This is a genomic window from Sphingomonas sp. ABOLE (assembly GCF_003950455.1).
Lineage (GTDB): Bacteria > Pseudomonadota > Alphaproteobacteria > Sphingomonadales > Sphingomonadaceae > Sphingomonas > Sphingomonas trueperi.
In genome coordinates, this window is record NZ_QQWY01000020.1 from 33829 (window position 1) to 49265 (window position 15437).

Below are 15437 nucleotides of genomic sequence, written 5' to 3' on the forward strand. Positions count from 1 at the left end.
ATCCTGCCCTGCTGCCGCGAATCACTCGCAGCTACCATAGGGGAAGCCCCGCAATCCCGCGCCCCAGGATTGACAGCGCCGCACGGCTCCCGCAGCCGGAGACCATGGCCGACCTTCTCGACACGCTCGAACAGACCATCCGCGACCGCCGCCTGGGCGATCCCGCGACCAGCTATGTCGCCAAGCTCACCGCCCGCGGCCGCGCCAAGATCGCGCAGAAGCTGGGCGAGGAAGCCACCGAAGCGGTAATCGCCGCGATCCAGGACGATCGCGCGGAGTTGGTGAAGGAATCGGCGGACCTGCTCTTCCACCTGCTCGTGCTGCTGGCGGACATGGGGCTGAGCCTCGACGATGTCCGCGCCGAGCTGGCGCGACGCGAAGGCGTGTCCGGTATTGCCGAAAAGGCGGCGCGGGGATGAGGTTGCTCCCCTCCAATTCCTCCCCGGCACGGGGAGGGGGACCATTCGCGCAGCGAATGGTGGAGGGGCCGCCGCGGCACGCGGCGGGATCCTGCGCTGAAATCGGGCACCGCGCCTCGCGGCGCGGCCCCTCCACCACGCGGCTGCGCCGCGCGGTCCCCCTCCCCGTGCCGGGGAGGATTTAAGCCACGGAGCCACAAATGCCGATCGACCCGACCCAGCCCTATGACGACCAGAACATCTTCGCCAAGATCCTGCGCGGCGAGATTCCGGCGAAGAAGGTATTTGAGGACGAGCACGCCCTCGCCTTCCACGACATCGCGCCCCAGGCGCCGCACCATATCCTGGTGATCCCCAAGGGCGCCTATGTCAGCTGGGACGATTTCTCGGCCCGTGCATCCGACGCCGAGATCGCCGGGTTCATCCGCGCCGTCGGCAAGGTCGCCCGCGAGGCGGGGTTCGTCGAACCCGGCTACCGCTTGCTCGCCAATACCGGCCTCCATGCCGGGCAGGAAGTGCCGCACCTGCACGTCCATATCTTCGCGGGCCAGCCGCTCGGGCCGATGCTCGCGCGGTAATTGCGTGCGCACGCAACATTGTTTCACATCCGCACGCGGTAGGGGATTGCGCGGGCCGCGTTTGGGGCTAGGCTCGCGCCTTTACCAATTGGGGGCGGCGCTACGCTCGCCGCATATGGGGATCACGCAATGATATTCGGGCGCGTAAAGCCTCTCGATGCCATTCTCGCTACAGCCGAAAAGAAATCGCTCCACCGCTCGCTGGGTGCCTTCCAGCTGACCATGCTCGGCATCGGCGCGGTGATCGGCACCGGCATCTTCGTGCTGACCGCCGAGGCCGCGCAGAAGGCCGGGCCGGGCATGATGGTCTCGTTCGTCATCGCCGGCTTCGTCTGCGCCGTCGCGGCGCTCTGCTATGCCGAGATGGCGGCGATGGTGCCGGTCTCGGGCTCCGCCTATACCTATAGCTACGCCGTGATGGGCGAGCTGGTCGCCTGGATGGTCGGCTGGGCGCTGATCCTCGAATATGCCATCGCGGCGGGGGCCGTCTCGGTCGGCTGGTCCGGCTATATGATGGGGTTCATCCAGAACAATTTCGGCATCGTCGTGCCGCTGCAGCTGATCCGCGGGCCGTTCGACGGCGGCATGATCAACCTGCCGGCGATGGCGGTCGCCGCGATCGTCACCGCGCTGCTGGTCAAGGGCACCAAGGAAAGCGCCTCGGTCAACGCGATCCTGGTCGGCATCAAGATCCTCGCCCTGGCGATGTTCGTGATCGTGACGATCCCGGTGCTGAAGACCGGCCAGTTCACCCCGTTCGCGCCGCTCGGCTTCGCCGGCATCTCGGGCGCCGCCGCCTCGATCTTCTTCGCCTATGTCGGCTTCGACGCGGTCTCGACCGCGGCCGAGGAGACCAAGAACCCGCAGCGCAACATGCCAATCGGCCTGATCGGCAGCCTCGCGATCTGCACCATCTTCTACATGCTCGTCGCCGCCGGCGTGATCGGCACCGTCGGCGCGCAGCCGGTCTATGGCCCGGGCGGCGAAGTGCTCTCGCCCGGCACGCCCGCGCTGTCGCAGGCATGTTCGGCGCTCACCGAGCAGGTCGTGGTGTGCTCGAAGGAAGCGCTGGCCTGGACGCTGCGCTCGATCGGCCATCCGTTCCTCGGCTGGCTGGTGGGCGCCGCGGCGATCATCGCGCTGCCCTCGGTCATCCTGATGATGATGTTCGGCCAGACCCGCATCTTCTTCGTGATGAGCCGCGACGGCCTGCTGCCCGAATTCTTCTCGCGCGTGCACCCGAAGTTCCACACCCCGCACGTCATCACCGTCCTGACCGGCATCTTCGTGTCGCTGTTCGCGGCGTTCTTCCCCGTCGGCCTGCTGGCGGACGTGTCGAACTCGGGCACGCTGTTCGCCTTCGCCGCAGTGTCGATCGCGGTGCTGGTGCTGCGCCGGACCGACCCCACGCGCCACCGCCCGTTCCGCACCCCGGCGATCATGGTGACCGCGCCCATCGCGATCGCGGGCTGCCTCTATCTGTTCGTCAGCCTCTCCGGCCCGACGATCGCGCTGTTCTTCGGCTGGGCCGTCGTCGGCCTGGTGGTCTATTACAGCTACAGCCGCTCGCGCAGCCATGTCGGCCGCGGGCTGGTCGACGTGCCGGAAATCGATGCCGACGCGCCGCCCCAGCCGGTGCCGCCGATCGGCGACGCCCACACGCCGGGCTACAAGGACGCCTGATCCGCGGCTTGCAGGCGCAAAAAGAAAGGGCCGGAGGCGCGATCCTCCGGCCCTTCTTCTTTGGTGGCTGGTGGTTATGCAACGACTGGCCGAGGCCCATGCCTCTCCGCAATCGACATCCCGGCGGAAGCCGGGATCCAGTCGCCTCTCGGCAGCAGCAAGAGCCTAGGCGGAGCCCCCAATGGATCCCGGCTTTCGCCGGGATGACGTTCCCTGGGAGCGTCGGCCCCGCCACAACCGCCGTGTCAGCCGATCTTCGCGGCGGCGAGCGCCTTCAGGTCCTTCTCGGCACGCGCGCCATAATGCTGGATGATCTCCGCCGCGCAGATCGCGCCGAGCTGGAGCGACTCCTTCAGCCCCTTGCCCTGCGCCTGGCCGTGCAGGAAACCGGCGGCGAACATGTCGCCCGCGCCGGTGGTGTCGACCAGCGCCGCGATCGGTTCGGCGGGAACTTCGATCCGCTCGTCGCCCTGGAGGGCCATCGCCCCCTTCTCGCTGCGGGTGACGACGAGTAGCGGCACCTTGCCATGGATGTGCTGCACCGCCGCTTCGAAATCTTCATGCGCGCACAAGGCGAGCAACTCGGCCTCGTTGGCGAACAGGATGTCGATCAGCCCGTCCTCGATCAACTTGCGGAAATCGTCGCCGTGGCGCGAGATGCAGAACACGTCGGACAGGGTGAAGGCGACCTTGCGGCCGGCGGCGCGGGCGATGTCGATCGCCTTGCGCATCGCGGCGCGCGGCTCTTCGGGATCCCAGAGATAGCCTTCGAGATAGAGGATCGCGCCGTTCGCGATCAGCTGCTCGTCGAGCGCGGCGGCGGGCAGATACTGCGAGGCGCCGAGGAAGGTGTTCATCGTGCGCTGGCCGTCCGGCGTCACGAAGATCAGGCAGCGCGCGGAGGTCGGCTGGCCGGGGCGCGCCGCGGTGTCGAAATGGACGCCGGCGGCGCGGATGTCGTGCGCGAACACCGCGCCGATCTGGTCGTCGGCCACCTGGCCGATGAACGCCGCCTTGCCGCCGAGTGCCGCGATCCCCGCGACGGTGTTCGCCGCCGAACCGCCGGAAACCTCGCGACCCGGGCCCATCTTGGCGTAGAGCGCATCGGCCTCTTCGGGCGAGAACATCAGCTGCATCGAACCCTTGGGCACGCCGATCGATTCGATGAAGGCGTCGTCGGCCTGGGCGAGGATGTCGACGATCGCATTGCCGATCGCGACCACGTCGTAGCTGGGGTTGGTCAAGGTTCAGGGCTCCAATGATAGTGGGCGTCGCCCTAGAGAGAGGCAGATACAAGTGCAACCAAGGGAAAACCGTTTGAACGCTGTCCGTCTCGCCAAGTCCTCGGTGCCCTTGTCGGCGCTGCTGCTCGCCGCCTGTTCGGGAACGGTACCGGCGGCGCGGCCGGCGGCGCCGCTGCCGGTGCCGGGGCGCGTGCCCGAGCAGCCGGCGAACCTCGCGCCGATCCGCGGGCTCACCGCCCCGCAGCTGCTCGCGCGCTTCGGCCAGCCCCGGCTCGACGTGACCGAGGGCAAGGGCCGCAAGCTGCAGTTCGTGGGGCCGATCTGCGTGCTCGACGCGTACTTGTACCCGCCCGAGCGCGGCGGCGGCGCGGCGGCGGTGACCTGGGTGGATGCCCGCCAGCGCAACGGCAGCCCGCTCGACCAGGCGAGCTGCGTCGCGGCGCTGAGCAAGCGGAAGTAGCTCCCCTCCCCCGCCCCCCTCCCGCAAGCGGGAGGGGGGCGCAGGCTTATCCCTCCGCCCTGCGTCTTACGGCAGCAGGATCGTCGAGCCCGTCGTCTGCCCGCTTTCGATCGCGCGGTGCGCCTCCGCTGCATCCTTGATCGCGAAGCGCTGGCCGATCTCCGGCTTCACCGCGCCCTTTTCCAGCATCTCGAACAACCGCGCCGCGCCCGCCTGCCGCTCCTCGGGCGCGACATAATAGTCGAACAGCTTCGGCCGGGTGACGAACAGCGAGCCATGCTGGTTGAGCGTGGCGAGCTTTACCCCCTCCACCGAGCCGCTGGCATTGCCATAGCTGATGATCAGCCCGCGCCGCGCCGCCGATCCCAGCGAGGCTTCCCAGGTCGCCTTGCCGATCCCGTCGAGGACCACCGGCACGCCTTCGCCGCCGGTGATCTCACGCACCCGCGCCGCGACATCCTCCTGCCCGCGCGACAGCAGCACATGGTCGCAGCCAACCGCGCGCGCCTTCTCCACCTTGGCTTCGTGGCCGACCGTGCCGATCACCGTCGCGCCGATGCCCTTGAGCCAGCCGACCGCAATCTGCCCGACGCCGCCGGCAGCGCTGTGCACCAGTACGGTCCAGCCCGGCTGCACCTTGGCGGCGCGCTCGACCATGAACTCGACCGTGCAGCCCTTGAGCAGCACGGCGGCAGCGGTCTCGCAGCTGATATCGTCGGGCAGCTTGAACAGGCTGTCCGCCTTGAGGTTGCGCGCCGTGGCATAGGCGCCGAGGGCCGGCCCGAAGGTCGCCGCGCGATCGCCGACCGCGAAGCCGGTGACGCCCTCTCCCACCGCCTCGATTACCCCCGCGCCCTCGACGCCGATGCCCGAGGGCAGCTGCGCCGGATAGACGCCGGTGCGGTGGTACACGTCGATGAAGTTGAGCCCCGCCGCTTGCGTCCGCAGCCGCACCTCGCCGGGGCCGGGCGCGGGAAGGTCGACCTCGACCCATTGCAGCACATCGGGACCGCCGGTCTGCTCGAAGCGAATCATCTGTTCCATGGAAACTCCGTCCCTCAATGTATCGGCCACACGGCCATGATCAGCGGCGTGCCTATCAGCAGCACGAGCAACGACAAGGGCGCGCCGAGCCGCGCATAGTCGCCGAACCTGTAGCCGCCCGGCCCCATCACCAGCGTGTTGCACTGGTGGCCGATCGGGGTGAGGAAGTCGCAGCCCGCGCCCACCGCCGTCGCCATCAGGAACGCCTCGGGCCGGTAGCCGAGCTCGCCTGCGAAGGTGGCGGCGATCGGCGCCATTACCAGCACCGTCGCGGCGTTGTTGAGGAAGGGCGTCACCGCCATCGCGGCCGCCAGGATCATCGCGACCGCGCCCCAGGGCGGCAGCGTCGCGGCGATATGGCCGAGATTGTCGCCGATGATCTTGCTGGCGCCGGTGGTGCGCAGCGAATCGCTCACCGGGATCAGCGCGCCCAGCATCACCAGGATCGGCCATTCGATATGCTCATAGGCCTCGCGCACCGGCAGCGCGCCGAGCAGGATGGTTAGCCCCGCCGCGGCGAAGAACGCGACCGCCACTGGGACATAGCCGGTCGCCGTCGCCGCCATCGCCACGCCGAGGATGGCCAGCGGCAGCAGGCCCTTGCGGGCGCTGCCCAGCCGCAGCTCGCGCTGCGCGAGCGGCAGGCAGCCGAGCTCGCCCAGCCGCTCGAACAAAAGGTCGAGCGGCCCCTGCAGCACGATCACGTCGCCCGCGCGCAGTTCGATATCGCCCAGCCGGGCAGACAGCCGCTCGCCCTGGCGCGAAACGGCGATCAGGTTCACCCCGAAGCGTTCGTGCAGTCCCAGCCGCCCGGCGGTGCGGCCGATCAGTGCGGAGTCGGTGCCGATCACCGCCTCGATCACCCCGACCTCGCTGGTATTGCCTTCGGGCTGGGCACGGTCCTGCCCCTCCAGCACCAGCGCATCGGTGGCGATCACGCGTTCCAGATCGTCGGGCGCGCCGGCGAGGATCAGCACGTCGTCGGCGCGCAGGCGATTGTCCGGGAAGGGCGTGCTGCGGATGCCGCCGCGCAGGATGGTGGTCACCGCCACCGCATGATCGTGGCGCTCGCGAAACTCGGCGACCGTCTCGCCTTCCGCGGCCGATCCTTCCGGCACTGCCGCCTCGGTGACATAGTCCTCGATGTCCATCGCCTCGCCCAGCGTCGGCGCGGCGCGGCGGTCGCGCGGGATCAGCCGATAGGCGAAGCGCAGGAACACGAGGCCGACCAGCGTCAGCCCCAGCCCCACCGGCGCATAGTCGAACATGCCGAAGGGCTGGCCGGTCATTTCCTCGCGCACCCGGCTGACGATGATGTTGGGCGAGGTGCCGATCAGCGTGATCAGCCCGCCGAGCAGCGACGCGAACGACATCGGCATCAGGAAGGTGGCCGGCGAGGCCTTGGAGCGCTTGGCCATCTGGAAGGCGACCGGCATCATCATCGCCAGCGCGCCGATGTTCTTGACCAGCGCCGAGGCGAAGCCGACGCTGGCGCTGAGCAGCAGCAGCTGCGACCGCACCCGCGTCACCCGTCGCTGGAGCAGCAGCATCGCGCGCTCGATCACGCCCGAGCGCTGGACGGCGGCGGAGAGGACGAGCGCCGAGGCGACGATGATGACGATGTCGTCGGCGAACCCGGTGAACGCCTCCTTGGGCTTCACCACGCCCACTGCCAGCGCCGCGAGCAGCGCCAGCACGGCCACCATGTCGTAGCGGAGCTTGCCCCATATGAAGAGCAGCATCATGCCGGCGAGCACGACGAGGGACAGGATCTGGGGTGTGGTCAAGCGTACCTCGCGGAAGGGGGTGCGAGGATGGAACGCCGCGGTGCGAGGTTGGGTCCGAAGCCCGCTACATCCTCCCCACAGGGGGAGGGATACGCTTTTTACCTTCGGATGCTCAGCACAGCCTCAGTGGACCGTCCCCAGCACCTTGGGCACGGACAGCAGCACCACCAGCCGTTCGATCTGGCGCCAGCGGCAGAAGTGGATGACGTTGCCGAGATCGCGGCTCGCCTCGGCGCGCGCGGCGGCTTCGCCGCAGGCGGCATGGCCGAAGCGCCGAATCAGATCGGCCGCGTCGTGCACTTCGTCGCGATCGCTCAGATAGGGGTAGACGTCCATTGCAACTCCAACACTGGGGCAGCCCCCGGCCCGTGCCGGCCTGATACACCGGTTTCCCTTCCGCTCCGGTGGACGATGCTGGTGAACGATCGGGAAACCATGGCTAAGGCTGGCGCTTCGCGCAGATTCGTGGCAAGGGGCACCATGCAGTCCACCCCTTCGCGCACGCCGATGGCCGGCGGCTTCCTGTTGACGGCGAGCATTCTCGTCGGCGCAGTGGCCGGGGCCCTACGCGGAGAAGCGACGGTGGGATTGCTGGCCGGGCTGGCAGTGGGGTGTCTCCTCACGCTCGCCGTCTGGCTGATCGATCGCGCGCGAGGTTAGAGGGGCGCGCCTGCAACACTGTATCGGGCTTGCGGTGCGCCGCGCGTAGCCCCAATTTTAGGGTCTCAATGTCTATTTCGAATCTACCGACGCGCCTCGCCGAGGCGCTGGAACAGCGTGGCTATTCCACGCTGACCCCCGTTCAGTCCGCCGTCCTGGAAGACCAGGCCGCCGGCCGCGACCTCATCGTCTCCGCCCAGACGGGCTCGGGCAAGACGGTCGCCTTCGGCCTCGCCATGGCGCCCGAACTGCTCGCCGGCGAAGAGATGCTGCCGCCCGCCGGCGCGCCGCTCGCCCTCATCATCGCGCCGACGCGTGAGCTGGCGCTGCAGGTCAGCCGCGAGCTGATCTGGCTGTACAGCCCGGCCGGCGCGCGCATCGCCACCTGCGTCGGCGGCATGGACGCCTCGAAGGAGCGTCGCACGCTCAACCACGGCGCGCATATCGTCGTCGGCACGCCGGGCCGCCTGCGCGACCATCTCGAGCGCGGCGCGCTCGACCTCTCCAGCCTGCGCGTCGCGGTGCTCGACGAGGCCGACGAGATGCTCGACATGGGCTTCCGCGAAGAGCTGGAGGCGATCCTCGATGCAACGCCCGAAGACCGCCGCACGCTGCTCTTCTCGGCGACGATGCCGCGCCCGATCGTGGCGCTGGCCAAGCGCTACCAGCGCAACGCCTTCCAGATCACCACCAAGAGCGACGATCGCGGCCATGGCGACATCAGCTACCAGGCGGTGACCGTCGCGCCGGCCGATATCGAGCATGTCGTGATCAACCTGCTGCGCCTGCACGAGGCGGAGACGGCGATCCTGTTCTGCGCGACGCGCGACAATGTCCGCCACCTCCATGCCAGCCTGATGGAGCGGGGCTTCGCGGCCGTGGCCCTCTCCGGCGAGCATTCGCAGTCCGAGCGCAACCATGCGCTGCAGGCGCTGCGCGATCGCCGTGCCCGCGTCTGCGTCGCGACCGACGTCGCCGCGCGCGGCATCGATCTGCCGACACTGACGCTGGTGGTGCACGTCGAACTGCCGCGCGATGCCGAGACGCTGCAGCACCGCTCGGGCCGTACGGGCCGTGCGGGCAAGAAGGGCACCGCGGTGCTGATCGTCCCCTATCCGCGCCGCCGCCGCGTCGAGCAGATGCTGCACGGCGCGCGCATCCCGGCCGAGTGGATCGACGCACCCACGCCCGAGCAGATCCGCGCGGCGGACCGCGAGCGGCTGATCGCCGCCTTGCTCCAGCCGATCGAGACGGACGAGGAAGACGTCGCACTCGCCGAGCGCCTGCTCGCCGAGAAGACCCCGGCCGAGATCGCCGCGGCGCTGGTGCGTGCGCACCGTTCGCGGCTGCCCGAGCCCGAGGAGTTGATCGAGGCGACGCCGGAGGCACGCCGCGCCGCGCAGCAGGAGCGTCACCGCCCCGGCTTCGACGACACCGTGTGGTTCCGCATGGATATCGGCCGCCGCCAGAACGCCGACCCGCGCTGGATCCTGCCGCTGATCTGCCGTCGCGGGCACATCACCCGCAACGAAGTCGGCGCGATCCGCATCGCGGCGAACGAGACGCACTTCCAGATCCCGGCGCCGCTGGCGGCGAAGTTCGCGGCGGCTGTCGACAAGTTCGCGCGCACTGCGGGCGACGATGATGACGGCATCCGCATCGAGCGCGCGACCGATGCGCCGCAGCCGGGTGCGCGTGCCGATGGCCCCGCGCGTCGCGGGCCGCCGAACCGCAGCAACGCCAACGGCAAGCCCGGCGGCTTCCGCAAGGGCCCGCCGCGCGGGCGTTGAGCTTTGGAATATGCTCCCCTTCCCGGCACGGAGGGGGAGCTGTTCGCTCTACTTGAAGCTGTCATCCCGGCGAAAGCCGGGATCCATTCGCCACTACGCCAAAGCAAAAGCCGCACCGGGGACCCCAATGGATTCCGGCTTTCGCCGGAATGACGATTATGGGCTGGGCCGTTACTCCGCCCGGTGACGCTTCCGGCCATCCAGCGCCGACAGCACGCCGCGCAGCGTGCGCAGTTCCTGGCTCGACCAGCGCGGCTTGGTGAGCAGCGTGCGCAGCGTGCGCTTGGTCGAGGGCACCCGGTCCGGCGGGAAATAATAGCCCGAATCGTCCAGCATCGCATCGAGCTGGCCGATCATCCCGTCCAGCTCCTCCTGCGGCGCAGGGGGATCGAGATCGACCGCGGGCGGGCTCTCCAGCCCGACATGCTTCGACCATTCATAGGCGATCAGGATCACCGCCTGCGCCAGGTTCAGCGAGCCGAACTCGGGATTGATCGGCACGGTGATGATCGTGCGCGCGAGCGCCACATCGTCGGTCTCCAGCCCCGAGCGCTCCGGCCCGAACAGGATCGCGCTGCGCGTCGGCGCACCGTGTATCTCGCGCGCGGCGACCTCGGGCGTCACCACCGGCTTGGTCACGCCGCGCTTGCGCACCGTGGTGGCATAGACATGGGTGCAGTCCGCCACCGCATCGGCGACGCTCTCGAACAGCTGCGCCTTTTCGAGCACGATATCGGCGCCGCTCGCCGCGGGACCGGCCGAGGGATTGGGCCAGCCGTCGCGGGGGCTCACCAGCCGCATCTCGGTCAGCCCGAAGTTGAGCATGGCGCGCGCGGCCTTGCCGATATTCTCGCCCAGCTGCGGGCGGACGAGCACGATCACGGGGGAATTCAACTTTTGCCGACCTCGCTGACGTTACCGGCGAATTCCTCGAAATCCTTCGCCTCGCGGAAATCCTTATACACGCTGGCGAAGCGGATATAGGCCACCGAATCGAGGCCCTTGAGCGCCTCCATCACCAGCTCGCCGATGCGCTGGGAGGGGATTTCGCTCTCGCCCGTCGTCTCAAGTTGCCGCTGGATGCCGGAGACCAGCCGCTCGATCTGCGCGGGCTGGATCGGCCGCTTGCGGCACGCGGTGGAGACCGAGCGCATCAGCTTCTCGCGCTCGAACGGCTCGCGCCGCTCTCCGCTCTTTACCACGGTCAGGTCGCGCAGCTGGATGCGCTCGAAGGTGGTGAAGCGCGCGCCGCACGCCTCGCACTGCCGGCGCCTGCGGATCGCCGCCCCGTCGTCGGTGGGGCGGCTATCCTTTACCTGGCTGGCTTCATTGGAACAGAATGGGCAGCGCACTTAGCCGCCGTAGATCGGGAAGCGTTCGCACAGCGCGCGGACGCGGGCCTTCACATCGGCCTCGACCGCAGCATCGCCCGCCTCGCCCTTGTTGCGGAGGCCATCGAGCACGTCGGCGACCATGTTGCCGATCTCGCGGAACTCGGCCGGGCCGAAGCCGCGGGTGGTGCCCGCCGGCGAGCCGACGCGGATGCCGCTGGTCTTCATCGGCGGCAGCGGATCGTTGGGGATGCCGTTCTTGTTGCAGGTGATCGCGGCGCGCTCCAGCGCCTCGTCGGCGTCCTTGCCGGTCACGCCCAGCGGGGTGAGGTCGACCAGCGCCAGATGCGTGTCGGTGCCGCCCGAGACGAGGTTCGCGCCGCGCTCCTTGAGCGTCGCCGCCAGCACCTTGGCGTTCTCGACCACCGCCGCGGCATAGCTCTTGAACTCGGGACGCAGCGCCTCGCCGAACGCGACCGCCTTGGCGGCGATCACGTGCATCAGCGGGCCGCCCTGGAGCCCTGGGAACACCGCCGAGTTGATCTTCTTGGCGATGGCCTCGTCGTTGGTCAGGATCATGCCGCCGCGCGGGCCACGCAGCGTCTTGTGCGTGGTGGTGGTGACGACATGGGCGTGGCCGAACGGCGTTGGATGCATGCCGCCGGCGACCAGGCCGGCGAAGTGCGCCATGTCGACCATGAACATCGCGCCGACCTCGTCCGCGATCGCGCGGAAGCGGGCGAAGTCGATGTGGCGCGGATAGGCCGAGCCGCCGGTGATGATCAGCTTGGGCTTGTGCTCGCGGGCAAGCGCGGCGACCTGGTCATAGTCGATCAGGTGATCGTCGGGGCGCACGCCGTACTGGACCGCATTGAACCACTTGCCGCTCATCGCCGCGCGGGCGCCGTGGGTCAGGTGGCCACCGGCATCGAGGCTGAGGCCGAGGATGGTGTCGCCCGGCTTGGTCAGCGCGAGCATCACCGCGCCGTTTGCCTGCGCGCCCGAGTGCGGCTGGACGTTGGCGAAGCCGCAGTTGAACAGCTGCTTGGCGCGATCGATCGCCAGCTGCTCGACCTCGTCCGACGGGTGGCAGCCCTGGTAATAGCGCTTGCCCGGATAGCCCTCGGCATATTTGTTGGTGAACACCGAGCCCTGCGCCTCGAGCACCGCCTTGGAGACGATGTTCTCCGAGGCGATCAGCTCGATCTGATACTGCTCGCGGGCGAGCTCGTGCTCGACGCCGGCGAATACCGCCGGATCGACTTCGCTCAGGGTCTTGGTGAAGAAGCCATCCGGCTGAAGGCCTGCCGTAACTGGGTTGGTGCTCATGCGGGGCTCCTTTCGGGGTTGCTCAGCTTCTCCACGCGGCGGACATGCCGGTCGCCAAGGAAAGCCGTTTCGAGAAACTGGGTGATGCAGGCCTTGGCCATCTCGATGCCGATCATCCGCGCGCCGAGGGCGATGACATTGGCATCGTTATGCTCGCGCGCAAGGCCGGCGGAGAGCGGCTCGGAGACGAGCGCGCAGCGGGCGGCGGGGTTGCGGTTGACCGCGATCGAGATGCCGATCCCCGATCCGCACAGCGCGATGCCGAAGGTGGCTTCGCCGGTCTCGATCGCCTTGCCGAGGCGGTAGCCATAGTCGGGATAGTCGACGCTCTCGGGTCCGTTGGTGCCCAGATCGAGCACGTCATGACCGGCTGCGCGCAACCAATCGGCGAGTTCTGCCTTCATTCCGTAGGCGGCGTGATCCGAGGCGAGGGCGATGCGATGTGACATGGCGGCCCTCTACGCGCGTGTGCGCCCGCTGGCTAGACACCCAGGAGACCATATGCCGAAGACTTTGTCCGTTCTGCTTCCCGCGCTCGCTCTCGGCCTCGCCGCCTGCTCGCCGAGCACCGAGGACCGCGTCGACAATTCGCTCGACCGTACCGGCGACTCGCTGGCCAATGCGGCCGACCGGCTGGGCGATCGGATCGAGAACCGCGCCGATGCCGCCGGTCGCGCGATCCGCGAGGGCGCGGACGACACCGGCGATGCGCTCGCCAACGGCGTGGACCGCACCGGCAACGCGATCGACGACGCGACGCATTGACCTTCCTTCCCTCTCCCCACCGGGGAGAGGGAGGGGCCCGCCGCCGGAGGCGGTGGGAGGGAGAGGGGCAATGCGCGGCGTTGCCTCGCGCGACTGCTCCGCAGCCGCTCACCCTCTCCAAGCTACGCTAGGCGCTGCCGCGCCAAGCTTCGCTATCCTCTCCCTCAAGGGAGAGGATCCTACGCCACCGCCTTCTTTCCCCGCTTCGGGCTCCCGGACTTGAGCACCCCGCGCCGGAAAAGCCGCGCCGCGATCGTCAACGTGATCGCCACCCACAGCGCCTGCCAGGCAAAGGCGAGCGCGTGGGGCCAGAGCTCGGGCGCATTCGCCGCGCGCGCGGCCATCGCCATGGGCGAGCTGAACGGCATGATCTCCGCCGCCATCGCCACCCAGCTTTCCGGATTGCCCGCCGCATAGGAGGCCATGCCGAACATCGCGAACTGGAAGATGGTGATCGGCAGCGACAGCATCTGGATCTCGCGCTGGGTGGAGGCGAGCGCGCCGATGCCGAGGAACACCGCGCTCTGCAGCAGATAGGCCATTACGAAATAGCCGATCAGCAGCAGCGGGAAGATCGGCCCCACCGCGACGCTCAGATCGGACAGCCCGCTCCCCATGCCCGCAGGCAGCAGCTTGGGCAGATTGGCGATCAGCGTGCCCCAGAAGGCAACGAACAGCAGCGCCGACCCGAAGGCGCCGAGCAGCTTGCCGAAGAACACGCTTTCCAACGGCACCGCCGCGGCAAGGATCTCGATCACCTTGTTCGACCGCTCCTCGGCCATCGCCCCCACCGCCTGGCCCGAGAGCATCAGCGTGACGAGGAAGATCGCGAAGGTGGAGAAATAGGCCGCCTGCCCGCGTCCGCTGACGGTGGGCGCCTGCACGGCAATGATCTCGAAGCGCGCGGTGCTGCGGACGTCCGGCGCATGCGCGGCCCGCAGCGTCTGGGTGGCGAGCGCGGCGAGATAGCGTCCTTCCGCCTCGGCACCGGCGCGGCGCAGCACCATCGGATGATCGAGTGGGCCATACAGAACCGCCGCCGCCTCGATCGCATCCGAGTCGAACAGCGCGCGCGCCTGCCGCGCCGCGTCGCCCTGCGGCGCCTCCAGCTGCAGCCGGGGCCGCGCGGAATCGCGGCTGAACACGCTGCGCAGTTCGCGATCGGCGGCGCGCAGGTCCTCGTGCTGGTCAACAGGCACGATTGCGACGAGTACCTGCCGGGCCTCGCCGGCGGCGCCCGCCGCCTGCCCGCTCAGCCCGCCGATGATCCCGAACCCGATCATCAGCAGCGGGCTCAGCAGGAACAGCAGGAAGGTCGGCGTCATCACCGTCGCGGTGAGGTCGCGGCGCGCGATGGTCAGCGCCTGACGGAGGAAGCGCGGCATCATGCGATCGTCTCCGGCTGGTCGGCCAGCGCCTCGGCACCGACGATCCGGACAAAGGCATCGTGCAGCCCCGGCCGCTCAATCGACAGGCCGGAAATGCCGTGCCCCGCATCGATCAGCCGGACGAGCAGCGCCTCGATCCCGCCATCGGGCATGGTGAAGCGCCAGCTGCCGCCCTCGCGCACCGCGTCGTCCGGCAGCATCGCGCCGATCGCATCGGCATCGTGGTGCGGCGTATAGCGGGCACGCAGCGGCAGCAGCGCGCGCGCTTCGTCGACGGTGCCTTCGAACCGCACCTTGCCGCCCGCGATCACCGAGATCCGCTCGCACAGCCGCTCGGCATGCGCCATGACATGGGTGGAGAAGAGGATCGTCGCGCCGCGATCGCGCTGGCCGCGAATCAGCAATTCCAGCCGCTCCTGGTTCACGGGATCGAGCCCCGAAAAGGGTTCGTCGAGCACCAGCAGCTCGGGTTCGTGCACCACCGAGCCGAGCAGCTGGACGAGCTGCGCCATGCCCTTGGACAGCTTGCGGATCTTGTCGTCGGCGGCATGGCCGAGCCCCGCGCTTTCGAGCAGTTCCCCTGCCCGCTTGCGGCCGGTCGCCCAGGGCAGCCCGCGCAGCGCGCCCATGAAGGCGATCGCCTCGCGGCACTTCATGTTGGGGTAGAGCCCTCGCTCCTCGGGCAAATAGCCGACCTGGTCGCTCCGGTCGCGCGGGTGGCGGCTGCCGAGCAGGGTGCGCTCGCCTTCGTCGGGCTCGATGATGCCGAGCAGCATGCGCAAGGTCGTCGTCTTGCCCGCACCATTCGGACCGAGCACGCCGTAGATCAGCCCCTTGGGCACCGCGATGCCGACGCCGTCGACGGCGCGCCGGTCTCCGAAGCGCTTGACCAGCCCGGAGGCACTGACGGCGAGTTGCTGCAACGATGCCTCCCCCTAGCAATCGCAACGTGGTAGCGG

General features: G+C 69.0%; 17 protein-coding genes. 7 read left to right on the forward strand and 10 right to left on the reverse strand.

Annotation, left to right across the window (positions count from 1 at the left end; translation table 11 throughout):
- Positions 1-104 precede the first annotated feature (104 nt).
- The 3 genes from CA234_RS13755 to CA234_RS13765 all read left to right on the forward strand — a co-directional run bounded on the left by CA234_RS13755 (position 105) and on the right by CA234_RS13765 (position 2680).
- Complete coding sequence (locus tag CA234_RS13755) at positions 105-419, forward strand: phosphoribosyl-ATP diphosphatase (protein ID WP_126001955.1); 315 nt, start codon at positions 105-107, stop codon at positions 417-419.
- A 200-nt stretch (positions 420-619) separates the two neighbouring features.
- On the forward strand, positions 620-997 hold the full coding sequence (locus tag CA234_RS13760; protein ID WP_125974088.1) for a histidine triad nucleotide-binding protein: 378 nt from the start codon (positions 620-622) through the stop codon (positions 995-997).
- A 129-nt stretch (positions 998-1126) separates the two neighbouring features.
- Complete coding sequence (locus CA234_RS13765; RefSeq protein ID WP_126001956.1) at positions 1127-2680, forward strand: amino acid permease; 1554 nt, start codon at positions 1127-1129, stop codon at positions 2678-2680.
- 245 nt (positions 2681-2925) lie between these two features.
- On the opposite strand, the gene CA234_RS13770 is transcribed toward CA234_RS13765, so the two are convergent.
- A complete protein-coding gene (locus tag CA234_RS13770; RefSeq protein ID WP_125974092.1) occupies positions 2926-3924 on the reverse strand; it encodes an adenosine kinase in 999 nt (332 codons plus the stop codon).
- A gap of 73 nt (positions 3925-3997) precedes the next feature.
- Between CA234_RS13770 and CA234_RS13775 the strand changes: the two genes are divergently transcribed.
- Positions 3998-4384, forward strand: a complete 387-nt coding sequence (locus tag CA234_RS13775) for a hypothetical protein (RefSeq protein WP_125974094.1) — start codon at positions 3998-4000, stop codon at positions 4382-4384.
- 66 nt (positions 4385-4450) lie between these two features.
- On the opposite strand, the gene CA234_RS13780 is transcribed toward CA234_RS13775, so the two are convergent.
- The 3 genes from CA234_RS13780 to CA234_RS13790 all read right to left on the reverse strand — a co-directional run bounded on the left by CA234_RS13780 (position 4451) and on the right by CA234_RS13790 (position 7551).
- Positions 4451-5428 carry a quinone oxidoreductase gene (locus CA234_RS13780; RefSeq protein WP_125974096.1) on the reverse strand — a complete coding sequence of 326 codons (978 nt, stop codon included), beginning with the start codon at positions 5426-5428 and terminating at the stop codon, positions 4451-4453.
- Between the two features lie 14 nt (positions 5429-5442).
- Positions 5443-7215 carry an SLC13 family permease gene (locus CA234_RS13785; protein WP_125974098.1) on the reverse strand — a complete coding sequence of 591 codons (1773 nt, stop codon included), beginning with the start codon at positions 7213-7215 and terminating at the stop codon, positions 5443-5445.
- Between the two features lie 123 nt (positions 7216-7338).
- Positions 7339-7551, reverse strand: a complete 213-nt coding sequence (locus tag CA234_RS13790) for a hypothetical protein (protein ID WP_125974100.1) — start codon at positions 7549-7551, stop codon at positions 7339-7341.
- Between the two features lie 75 nt (positions 7552-7626).
- On the opposite strand from CA234_RS13790, the gene CA234_RS13795 reads away from it, so the two are divergent.
- Both CA234_RS13795 and CA234_RS13800 read left to right on the forward strand, forming a co-directional pair.
- Positions 7627-7875, forward strand: a complete 249-nt coding sequence (locus CA234_RS13795; protein WP_125974102.1) for a hypothetical protein — start codon at positions 7627-7629, stop codon at positions 7873-7875.
- 68 nt (positions 7876-7943) lie between these two features.
- Positions 7944-9665: a DEAD/DEAH box helicase gene (locus CA234_RS13800; protein WP_126001957.1), complete on the forward strand. Its 1722-nt coding sequence runs from the start codon at positions 7944-7946 to the stop codon at positions 9663-9665.
- Positions 9666-9836: 171 nt separating this feature from the next.
- Here CA234_RS13800 and CA234_RS13805 read toward each other — a convergent pair whose 3' ends face one another.
- Genes CA234_RS13805 through rpiB form a run of 4 tightly spaced genes read right to left on the reverse strand, consistent with a single transcriptional unit; the run spans position 9837 to position 12774 of the window.
- Complete coding sequence (locus CA234_RS13805) at positions 9837-10547, reverse strand: RNA methyltransferase (protein ID WP_277600217.1); 711 nt, start codon at positions 10545-10547, stop codon at positions 9837-9839.
- 8 nt (positions 10548-10555) lie between these two features.
- The gene (gene nrdR / locus CA234_RS13810) at positions 10556-11017 is read right to left on the reverse strand and encodes a transcriptional regulator NrdR (RefSeq protein ID WP_084582537.1); all 462 of its coding nucleotides are present in this window, start codon (positions 11015-11017) and stop codon (positions 10556-10558) included.
- Positions 11018-12325 (reverse strand): serine hydroxymethyltransferase, encoded by a 1308-nt coding sequence (glyA, locus tag CA234_RS13815; RefSeq protein ID WP_126001959.1) that lies wholly within the window; start codon positions 12323-12325, stop codon positions 11018-11020.
- On the reverse strand, positions 12322-12774 hold the full coding sequence (rpiB, locus tag CA234_RS13820; protein ID WP_126001960.1) for a ribose 5-phosphate isomerase B: 453 nt from the start codon (positions 12772-12774) through the stop codon (positions 12322-12324). Before rpiB ends, glyA begins: the two co-directional genes overlap by 4 nt.
- A gap of 52 nt (positions 12775-12826) precedes the next feature.
- Here rpiB and CA234_RS13825 point away from each other — a divergent pair, with 52 nt between their 5' ends.
- Entirely contained in the window at positions 12827-13090 is a 264-nt protein-coding gene (locus CA234_RS13825; RefSeq protein WP_125974110.1) for a hypothetical protein, read from the forward strand.
- Positions 13091-13269: 179 nt separating this feature from the next.
- On the opposite strand, the gene CA234_RS13830 is transcribed toward CA234_RS13825, so the two are convergent.
- Positions 13270-14478: an ABC transporter permease gene (locus CA234_RS13830; RefSeq protein ID WP_125974112.1), complete on the reverse strand. Its 1209-nt coding sequence runs from the start codon at positions 14476-14478 to the stop codon at positions 13270-13272.
- Entirely contained in the window at positions 14475-15401 is a 927-nt protein-coding gene (locus CA234_RS13835; protein ID WP_126001961.1) for an ATP-binding cassette domain-containing protein, read from the reverse strand. The genes CA234_RS13830 and CA234_RS13835 overlap by 4 nt, the downstream gene beginning before the upstream one ends.
- Positions 15402-15437: the final 36 nt, after the last annotated feature.